This window comes from Desulfosporosinus sp. (genome assembly GCF_014237355.1).
Taxonomy (GTDB): Bacteria; Bacillota; Desulfitobacteriia; order Desulfitobacteriales; family Desulfitobacteriaceae; genus Desulfosporosinus.
Genome location: NZ_JABZFS010000029.1, coordinates 1 through 9,000 on the forward strand (window position 1 = coordinate 1; position 9,000 = coordinate 9,000).

Annotated in this window: 10 protein-coding genes; 8 read left to right on the top strand and 2 right to left on the bottom strand. The window is 39.9% G+C overall.

Annotated elements, in window-relative coordinates; genetic code table 11:
- Nucleotides 1–66: 66 nt before the first annotated feature.
- The 4 genes from HGJ98_RS06300 to HGJ98_RS06315 all read left to right on the top strand — a co-directional run bounded on the left by HGJ98_RS06300 (nt 67) and on the right by HGJ98_RS06315 (nt 2,588).
- Nucleotides 67–768, top strand: coding sequence for a cytochrome b/b6 domain-containing protein (locus HGJ98_RS06300; protein ID WP_291350213.1), 702 nt, complete (start codon nt 67–69; stop codon nt 766–768).
- A gap of 89 nt (nt 769–857) precedes the next feature.
- Nucleotides 858–1,595 (top strand): formate dehydrogenase accessory protein FdhE, encoded by a 738-nt coding sequence (gene fdhE, locus HGJ98_RS06305; protein ID WP_291350214.1) that lies wholly within the window; start codon nt 858–860, stop codon nt 1,593–1,595.
- 14 nt (nt 1,596–1,609) lie between these two features.
- Nucleotides 1,610–1,756, top strand: a complete 147-nt coding sequence (locus tag HGJ98_RS06310; protein WP_291350215.1) for a hypothetical protein — start codon at nt 1,610–1,612, stop codon at nt 1,754–1,756.
- Between the two features lie 388 nt (nt 1,757–2,144).
- Complete coding sequence (locus HGJ98_RS06315; RefSeq protein ID WP_291350217.1) at nt 2,145–2,588, top strand: DUF3795 domain-containing protein; 444 nt, start codon at nt 2,145–2,147, stop codon at nt 2,586–2,588.
- A 168-nt stretch (nt 2,589–2,756) separates the two neighbouring features.
- On the opposite strand, the gene HGJ98_RS06320 is transcribed toward HGJ98_RS06315, so the two are convergent.
- Entirely contained in the window at nt 2,757–3,212 is a 456-nt protein-coding gene (locus HGJ98_RS06320; protein ID WP_291350218.1) for a hypothetical protein, read from the bottom strand.
- 555 nt (nt 3,213–3,767) lie between these two features.
- Between HGJ98_RS06320 and HGJ98_RS06325 the strand changes: the two genes are divergently transcribed.
- From HGJ98_RS06325 to HGJ98_RS06340, 4 genes are all read left to right on the top strand, one after another.
- Nucleotides 3,768–3,911, top strand: a complete 144-nt coding sequence (locus HGJ98_RS06325) for a hypothetical protein (protein ID WP_291350219.1) — start codon at nt 3,768–3,770, stop codon at nt 3,909–3,911.
- 182 nt (nt 3,912–4,093) lie between these two features.
- Nucleotides 4,094–4,438, top strand: a complete 345-nt coding sequence (locus HGJ98_RS06330) for a hypothetical protein (RefSeq protein ID WP_291350220.1) — start codon at nt 4,094–4,096, stop codon at nt 4,436–4,438.
- Nucleotides 4,439–4,821: 383 nt separating this feature from the next.
- The gene (locus HGJ98_RS06335) at nt 4,822–5,178 is read left to right on the top strand and encodes a hypothetical protein (protein WP_291350222.1); all 357 of its coding nucleotides are present in this window, start codon (nt 4,822–4,824) and stop codon (nt 5,176–5,178) included.
- Nucleotides 5,179–5,319: 141 nt separating this feature from the next.
- Nucleotides 5,320–6,906, top strand: a complete 1,587-nt coding sequence (locus HGJ98_RS06340; RefSeq protein WP_291350223.1) for a peptide chain release factor 3 — start codon at nt 5,320–5,322, stop codon at nt 6,904–6,906.
- Here the strand turns inward: HGJ98_RS06340 and HGJ98_RS06345 are convergent.
- Entirely contained in the window at nt 6,903–8,033 is a 1,131-nt protein-coding gene (locus HGJ98_RS06345) for an N-acetylmuramoyl-L-alanine amidase (protein ID WP_291350224.1), read from the bottom strand. The genes HGJ98_RS06340 and HGJ98_RS06345 overlap by 4 nt on opposite strands.
- Between the last annotated feature and the right edge of the window lie 967 nt (nt 8,034–9,000).

Here is a 9,000-nt window from a genome sequence, read left to right on the forward strand (position 1 = left end):
GGCTGTTGTCCTCGGGGTTTTTGCCAATCTATTAAGAGGAAATTATAAAGGAGGAGGGAAAGACTAATGGCATCTAGAGTTCAAACTGGAAATCATGCACCAAAAAGAATTGTGGGAGACAAGGTTTTGCGATTTAGTAAAGGAGAACGCCTTAGCCATTGGGTTCATGCCATTTCTTTCTTTGTTTTGCTCATTACCGGATTAGGAGTTTACAGTTCTTTTTTTCAGCCGGCAATGGCTATTTTTGGGGGAATTCATGTTGCTCAATTGATTCACCGCATTGCAGCAGTTTTCTTTGTTGTTGTAGTTGGGTTGCTTTTCTTTGTCGGAAACCCAAGGTTTCACTGGAGATGGTTGAAATTTACGTTCAATTTTACAAAAGCGGATTTACAACATGTTAGTGCCTTTCCTAAAGAATTCTTCGGTGGACATGGAAACTATCCGGCTCAAGACAAGTACAATGGGGGAGAAAAAATTAATTCCTTGATCACCATCTTTGGCACGCTTTTCATTACTCTTAGTGGTATTGTCATGTGGTGGGCACCCCATTTTCCGCCAGGCTTAGTTCGGTGGGCTTATCCCGTGCATGATCTTTCTATGTTTATGATGACGGCAGCTGCTATGGGACATATATATTTGAGTCTCTTACACCCGGATTCCAGGGTCGCGATGTCCGGCATGCTCAATGGTTATGTGTCGACAAAGTTTGCGCAGGCGCATCACGCTAAATGGTATGAACGACTAAAAAATGAGCAGCAGAATCTCTAATAGATATTGATAATGAAGGAGTGGTCCTTCATAGTGAACACCAGTGAACTGGTTCAACTAAAGATAAAAAAGATGTCAGGAGAATGTTGATGGACAACGCCTTTCAGATGTATAACCTCCTTAAGAAAGAAGTTAAGCAATGGCAATCCGAGCGAGGTTCTTTTTGGACCGAAAGGCTCAGACCAGCTCAGGTCCCCCCGTACTATCCTATTAAAGAGTTACCTGAGAATGCGATTCTGGAACTATGCCAACGGTTAAACCAGGTCAGTGATACTGTAGTCAGCGATATTGAATTATTGGAAACCTGGAAAAAGTTTAGAGCCTTTCAACCTGTGGCGAACGCAGAACTCTTAAGCCGTTTGCAGCTCGCCTTATGTGGCGTCGCTCAGGCGTTTCGAGAGACGATGGTTAAGATGGATAATAGTTCAGTGAATAGCCAAGTCAAGAATTATGTTAAATTTAAATCCACTCAGACCATGACATGTCCTATCTGTGGAGAGCCAGCGGGGGTATCCGTTCTTTCCTTACCTAATGGCAGGAGGTTCTTACATTGTTCCATATGCGAACACGAATGGTCAGCTAAGCGCGTTGGGTGCATTCGCTGTGGGACTGAGGAGGCTTCGAAATTAAACTATCTTAAGTCAGAGGAGTATCCGGGGGCAGAGCTAGTTATCTGCCAAGCTTGTGGTCAGTATTCAAAGGAATATGATTTGCGCGTAATGAATATTGAGGATGTTAATTGGGAAGCGATTAGAACTCTCCCTTTGGATTATGCAGCAGAAAACTGGTTGTCTGAACATGCTCATTTGCTTGGTAAGATCCAGTAAGTACGGAAAGGCGTTTGCCGACTCGTCGAATAAGAACTTCAAAATTGCCGGCCAAGCCAGACTTGGCTGGCAGTATGCTTGTTGCTGAGGTTGGGTCAGAGTCGGATAAAGGCCGGTTCTTTCAGGAATGCACGTCAACAAAACGACAAACCAACAAGTAGGCGAAAACTGCTGCTGGAGCCCTCGGTAAACTGGCCAGACTTGGTCTGGCGGTGAAGGAGAAATCAGTAAAGACGCGAGCTCGCTTGCTGAATATATGGTGGAAGACTTAAAGAGTGGCCGCCTGTTCCCAGGACGAATTTGAAGCCGGAGAAACGTATGGGCCCCCATGAAAGGAAGTTCCAAAAGATAGGTTAATCGCAGTTGTAGGATGGGAATAACTGGATTAAGCGTATTAAAAGCAACTTGTTTTTAAAAAGGTTATTTCAAGAGGTATATAGAATATAGTTTGAAGAACGGATTTCCTGGTAGTTAGTGTATACTTGCCAATATAACACACAAAGACAGATAAACACTGAATATAAAGAATCATTAAAGAGAGGGATAAAGATGGAAAATTATGAGGTTAACAAGAAATTGTCCATGTGCGGATTGGACTGTTCAAGATGTGCTGATTATGATAACAGTGAAATAATGTACTTGAGTAAGAAATTATCCGAGCTATTGAAAGGTTATAAAGGACTTGCGAGACTTAAATCTGAAAATGTACCGATTTTTAAAGGATATTCTGAATTTGAACAGATTCTTAATCACTTTGCCAAGGGTACTTGTAGTGGATGTAGGAGTCAAAACGTCAAATGCCCTTTAGAATGTCATGCGAAAGACTGCCAAGTTGAGCGTAACATTAATTTCTGCTTTGAATGCAGTGAGTTCCCATGCGACAAGCAATTTGAAGGTAAACTAAGAGAACGGTGGATTTATAGAAATGAGAGAATGAAAGAAATCGGAGTAGAGAATTATTATATTGAACAAAGTCAGTTGCCTAGATATTAGTGAAGCACACACTCTTATAATTTTTCTCTAGTTGCAAGTTAATAAGCGTTTAAAACAAAAATAGACAATCGTAATTCGCATTCTTCTTACAATATACCAAATAATGGGCATTGTAGTGCGACATTCGTAAGTAGGATAATTCGGAAGGTGTTTATGGTCTTTTCTTTACTATAGTTTTTTAACTTTTCTATCAAGATATTTAATTGCAATTGCTAAAAGGCCCCCCCAAATTAATCCGCCAATGAGTTGTGAAATTGATGTATTAACACTTATTATTTCTAATCCCTTAACCTTAAATAGAAGTGTAATTACATAAGAAGCAAACCAAATAAATGCTCCCCAAAATGCTCCTTTAAAAATAAGGTTCTTGCTGGTTAGATAAGGTATTAAAAGTATAAATAAAATACCGCCTAAACCCCAAAAACCAAAAACAACAAATTGTGCAAAAGCCTTTTCTATAAAAGAACTTGCTTTATTTCCATAAATTAGGATTGATGCGAAATCAGTATATAATAGCTCTGTAAATTTTAATATGGACTTAGAAAATAAACCCCAGGCCAATGAACCTACTCCTCCAATTAATCCAGCTATGAATCCTCTTGTAAACCTATCTTCTAAAATCATTCTCTAAATTTACCTCCAATTCGTCTTTAAACTTAGGTTTGACCAAACTAGAATTTTTATCCATGCCTGACTAACTACCCTAATGCGAAATAGATGAGTTATCTATCTCGATTGTTCTATTTGCAACCCAGTAAAGGATAACTGAAGTTAATTAAAATAATTCATAAAGAGGCTTATTAAGCCTCTTTATGAATTAATAAATGGTTTATGGCAAATTCTAAATATAGGAAAAAACCATAAGGGGAATTACTATAATAGCTACTGGAGAGTCCTATTAAAATGGATTTGATTAAGTTTGGACAGTGGACGGGTAATAAGTTATTAATAACATGTTATGAATTTTTAAACTGGGATAACCATGTGGAATTAGAACTTGATAGTGAAACGTTGAAAGTAATTATTAAAAGTCAAATAAGCGTTAGTACACATTGGCACTATAATAACATTTCGTCTTCCTTAGACTTCCAGTATTTTTAAACCGTAACTATGAGTAGGATAATATTATATACAAGGAGCAGGTAATGGCAACAACCTGTTTTCTACGGGAAGGTAAGGATGAGGTCCAACCGAACACAACATCCACTACGAGTAATCGACGAGGTTTTGGACTGGGAGGGGCACTCTCCGGAGGAGCTCAAAAATATTCGAGATCACCTTGAAAAGCTTAAACGGCTGGGGATCGAGGCAATCAACGATTGACTGCGTGATGGTTATCTGAATTTTAATTTGTCTATGAGATTATAATCCGTAATTGAAGTTAGGGCACATCAAAAGGAATGGACTTACTATGTCCGCTTTTAATTATGGGTATCTTAATTACGGGTTCCATTCTTAAGGTATAAGTAACAGAAGACAACAAGGTAGCTGGAGGTGTATAGAAATTGAATTTTGGTGAGATTTTTAAGGATATTTCTGCGGGACTTTTGGTTACAGATGCAGATTTCAATGTGATCTGGGCCAATAAATTCGAGGAAGAGTTCTATGGGAAAAACGTTATGGGTTTGTGGGCTTTAGACTGTCACAAGGAAGAAAATCGCCAAAAGATTGCCGACTTTATATCGCGGTTTAAAACCGGGGAATTAAAATCCTTTACCAAAATAGCCTTTGGGATGGTTATTACCTATAGTAGCTATTTTAAGCATGGGGAGTTTGCCGGAATGATTCGAACAAGAATTTATTTGCCCGAAGGGGCTGATGCAAAGGAGACAGCTCATTATCCAAAGTAAAATCTTAGGCTACTGGGACCTCACAGCAGATGCTTCAATATGGCAAGGGATGTAATTGCTCTGGTGTGAGTGGTCTAAAGGGCCAATGGGCAGCGAAAATTAAAGGGGCCGCCGTCCTGGCGTCCTCTGAATATGAGGCTGTAAGGTAATGCCCCCTTGAGATAGATGAATTTCTCAATTCACATAAGACGTCAGCAGGTTAGTACCTACGTCAGTTACTGTATCCGGACAATAATTCGTGTAAATTAGCAGGAATGGACAAAAATGAGCAGAATTATAATTGGAACAGGTAGGAATGAAGGCGCGAAGATGTAACGGTGGAGCTTATATAAACTTGATTTAAGGGATTATACAGAGGCTCAGCTTCCGGAAAGGATAGTAGAATGTCGAAGAAATATATTATGTTAAGACCTGAAGAAGAGGCTGCAGTGGAAGGGGAAACAACCATTAAAGAGATGTTTTGCTTTGGGGAAAACTCCAGCAATTACCGCTTTCCAGATGTGGAGGTCAATGATAAAAATCAAAATAAATTGCAGGAGCTGGTAAATGAATATAGCACCCTGATTGGACAGGAAGAGAACAAGGATCTGGATCTGAAGGCATTCTTCGTAGGGAAAAAAATCAACATCGAGCATGTGGATGAATTTGAAGAACCGCGGGATGTCTTCATCCTGCTGGTCTATTTCAAAGAGGTCTGCAAGCTTAAGGATTTTGAGCCTGTAGCCGTTATTGAGACGTGAATCTGGCAATGGTGTTTTTTATTAGCCTGATAATTGAGGATATATACAATATCGTGTATAATTAACTCTTATACTAATTGGAAAACAATTGAGCGTTAGAATATGATGTATGACAAAAGATTAGTTTAAGGAGTTAAAACATTGAACCAAACGGATTTAAAATCAGAGATTTCTTCCCGAAAAACCTTTGCAATCATTTCTCATCCGGATGCAGGGAAAACAACTTTAACTGAAAAACTGCTCCTTTTTGGAGGAGCAATTCGAGAAGCTGGTTCTGTGAAAGCCAGGAGAGCGGAGCGCTATGCCACATCAGACTGGATGGAACTTGAGAGGCAGCGGGGGATTTCTATTACGTCTAGTGCTCTACAGTTTAAGTATCAAGGATACGTAATTAACATCCTGGATACCCCAGGCCACCAAGATTTTAGTGAAGATACCTATCGAACCTTGACTGCAGCTGATAGTGCAGTAATGCTGATTGACGCAGCAAAAGGGGTAGAGACCCAGACTAAGAAACTATTTGAGGTTTGCCGTAAACGAGGAATTCCAATTTTCACCTTTATTAATAAATTTGACCGTGAAGCTAAGGACCCTCTAGATTTGATGGATGAAGTAGAGAAGGTGCTAGGGGTTGAATCCTACGCTATGAATTGGCCAATCGGTATGGGACAGGATTTTAAGGGGATATATGATCGCCAGACTGGATACGTAGAGCGTTTTATGGAAGGAAGTGCAAGATCCAGTGCTAAGCCTCCTATATCGGGTCCTCTAAATGACTCAACCGTTCAAGAGGGTATTGGAGAAGATCTTGTGAACCAGCTAAGGGAAGAAATCGAACTTCTAGATATGGCGGGAAATACTTTTTCACAAGAACGAGTGGATCGTGGGGAAGTAACACCCGTATTCTTTGGGAGTGCTCTCAATAACTTTGGTGTTCCTAATTTCTTGCAATACTTTCTTGAACTAGCCCCTGCTCCACAACCAAGGAGCACAAATCTAGGAGAACTAGATCCAGAGACGCCTAGTTTCTCAGGATATATTTTTAAGATTCAAGCAAATATGAATACCCAGCATCGAGATCGAATAGCCTTCATCCGTATTTGTACAGGTCGCTATGAACGGGGTATGAACGTTATTCATACACGTTCTCATCGTCGTCTTCGTCTCGCTCAACCGCAACAGTTGTTTGCTCAGGAAAGAACCATACTAGATGAAGCATTTGCTGGAGATATTATCGGAGTCCATGATAGTGGACTTCTAAGGATCGGAGATGTTTTAACTGAAAAGGACGGGCTTCAATTTGAAGCAATGCCTTTCTTCAGCCCTGAAAACTTCGCCCGAATCAATATTGCAAATGCTCTAAAGCGCAAACAGTTTATTAAAGGAATTCAGGAACTTCAAGAAGAGGGAGCGATCCATGTTTTTCGAGATCTGCATGTTGGGGTGGAAGCACCGATCATTGGTGTTGTCGGTCAATTACAGTTTGAGGTGTTAGAATACCGATTGCGTGAAGAGTATGGAGTACAAGTTAGTATCCAACATCTCCCCTTTGAAATTGTGCGATGGGTTGAAAAGGACGATAAGATTATTAAACTTCTTACTGAATCTAGTATGAGTACGGTTGTGATAGACAAAGATGAAAACTATGCAGTACTGCTGTTAGATGAATGGAAGGCTAACTGGCTAAGTGACCGTTATGAAATCAAGTTTTATAGACAACCGCTTTAAACCCCTAGCTGAGCGGTAAATGTACGATCCAAAAGAATGTGTCCGCCAATTGAGTCTCCAAATTCACCATTGACTAGAATCCGGACGCCGTTAATTCCTGGAATCTGCGTCAATGACCAAATGATTGATCTAATTGTCATGCTCTCGACTAAAGCTCCACCGGGAAAATCATCTCGGATATCCCGACTGAAGTCGATGGTAGCAAGACCATTTTCAGTAGTGATGGAAAGTAGTTTTGTTTTTGGGGCAATGGTAGGGATTAGATTACTTGACTGCGGGCCTTGAATGAGTTCACTCATGACAAGGCTTGCTTTTTGAGCGAGATCTAGTTTTGGCCAGATTGATTGGTCTATTTGACGATCTTCAGGTACCAGTTTCTCTAAATTATCGTTGGAAAAGTAGAGTTTATAGGCTTTCTCGCTTGCAGATGGAGGTATATCTTGAGTGACAGTTGGTGAGTTTTCCCGTACGCCCATCGGAAAGACCTCGAAGTAATGCTCAACCCCTGTACCTATGGCATTGGCTACTAAGTTGCGGTAATCCTCTGACAACAACAGTTTTCTTTCTCGAGGATTAGAGATGAAGCCAACTTCAACAATGACAGCGGGAACTTCCGTTTGATTGATTATGTAATAATCTCCTGCTTTGGCTTTTCGTTTATTATCAGGTTGAACCAGACTAAGCTGTTCGTGGATTGTTTCTGCTAGTGCTTTTCCATTTGAGGATTTTAGGTGATAGTAGGTTTCCATCCCATAGGAGTTTGGTTTGGGAAAACTGTTTGCGTGAACACTAATGAACAAATCAGCGTTATTTTCTTTAGCAATATTAATTCTGCTGTTTAATTCAACTCGTTTGGCCATGCGCCCTTTGACGAAACCTGGTAGGAAGAAATCCTTATCAACTTCGCGTGTTAGAATGACTATACATCCTTTAGATTCTAAGACTTTACCTACACGTAACGAAATGTCTAAATTTAGGTCTTTTTCCTTGATCCCAGAATTCTGTGCGCCAGGGTCAGCTCCTCCGTGACCTGGGTCGATGACTATTACTTTATCCTTTAGACCGGAAGAAAAGGCAGACGTCAGTTTAAATGAGCCTGCTCCAAGGAATAAAATGATTAAGGCCACCGTAGCCCCCAAAACCCATGACTTTCTAATAAAAACTATAATCGGCCTATCAAGCATTCTGGTACCACACTCCCTTTGCAAGAGTCACACCATAATGTATATTGTAAGAATCTGTTTCGTAAACATAAATCGGGAAAAGATTTGCGAAGATTTACAGTATTAATGGAAGAAGGGACTGTTGTCTAGTATGGCTTTAATTCTAGTGACTTTGTTGAATATCCCCTTTGGGTATTGGAGAGAAAATGTAAAAAAGTTTTCGAGACAGTGGTTCTTATCCGTTCATTTACCAGTTCCAGTAATTGTGTTCCTACGTATACGATTTGACTTAGAAATAGAATTAGAGACTTATCTTATGTTCATGGGAGCTTATTTCTTGGGCCAATGGTTAGGCGCTAAGTGGAATCAGTGCTGGAGAAAATCGCTGCAAGTAAGCAATTGTTTGCTATGTGATATACTGCGGAGTCAATGGATTATCATAATTCAACGATAGGCATTGTAACAATCAAGGAAATAACGCATATAGTATAGTGTGTCAGAGCATTATTACTTATTTTTCATAGAAATTCACGAGTTTATTTGTAAAACATGGGCATAGAGGTGCATAGAATTTTTAAAAATGTTAAATAATAGTTGACATCAAATAACTATGATGCTATTATAACTGAGCGCCTCAAAGACGCACGATGGGTTGAATAAGCCGAAAGGTTATAACCCTAAGCGAAATCAATCAAAGCAAAATTAGTTGTTGACAACATAAGTTGAAAATGCTAAGATGTGATTCCGGCCCAAACGGGGCAAGAAAATAATGGTCTTTGAAAACTAAACAACAAGGACAGCCAATGAGAGAGACTCGCAAGAGTTTCAAAATAAATCATGAGTCAATCATCTTCTTCTAGAAGAAGTGAAATAACTTTTTTTGGAGAGTTTGATCCTGGCTCAGGACGAACGCTGGCGGCGTGCCTAACAC

What these genes read in the sequence shown, in the direction of transcription:
- HGJ98_RS06300 (WP_291350213.1), top strand. Translation starts at nt 67, where the DNA reads ATGGCATCTAGAGTTCAAACTGGAAATCATGCACCAAAAAGAATTGTG.
- fdhE (WP_291350214.1), top strand. Translation starts at nt 858, where the DNA reads ATGGACAACGCCTTTCAGATGTATAACCTCCTTAAGAAAGAAGTTAAG.
- HGJ98_RS06335 (WP_291350222.1), top strand. Translation starts at nt 4,822, where the DNA reads ATGTCGAAGAAATATATTATGTTAAGACCTGAAGAAGAGGCTGCAGTG.
- HGJ98_RS06315 (WP_291350217.1), top strand. Translation starts at nt 2,145, where the DNA reads ATGGAAAATTATGAGGTTAACAAGAAATTGTCCATGTGCGGATTGGAC.
- HGJ98_RS06325 (WP_291350219.1), top strand. Translation starts at nt 3,768, where the DNA reads ATGAGGTCCAACCGAACACAACATCCACTACGAGTAATCGACGAGGTT.
- HGJ98_RS06320 (WP_291350218.1), bottom strand. Translation starts at nt 3,212, where the DNA reads ATGATTTTAGAAGATAGGTTTACAAGAGGATTCATAGCTGGATTAATT.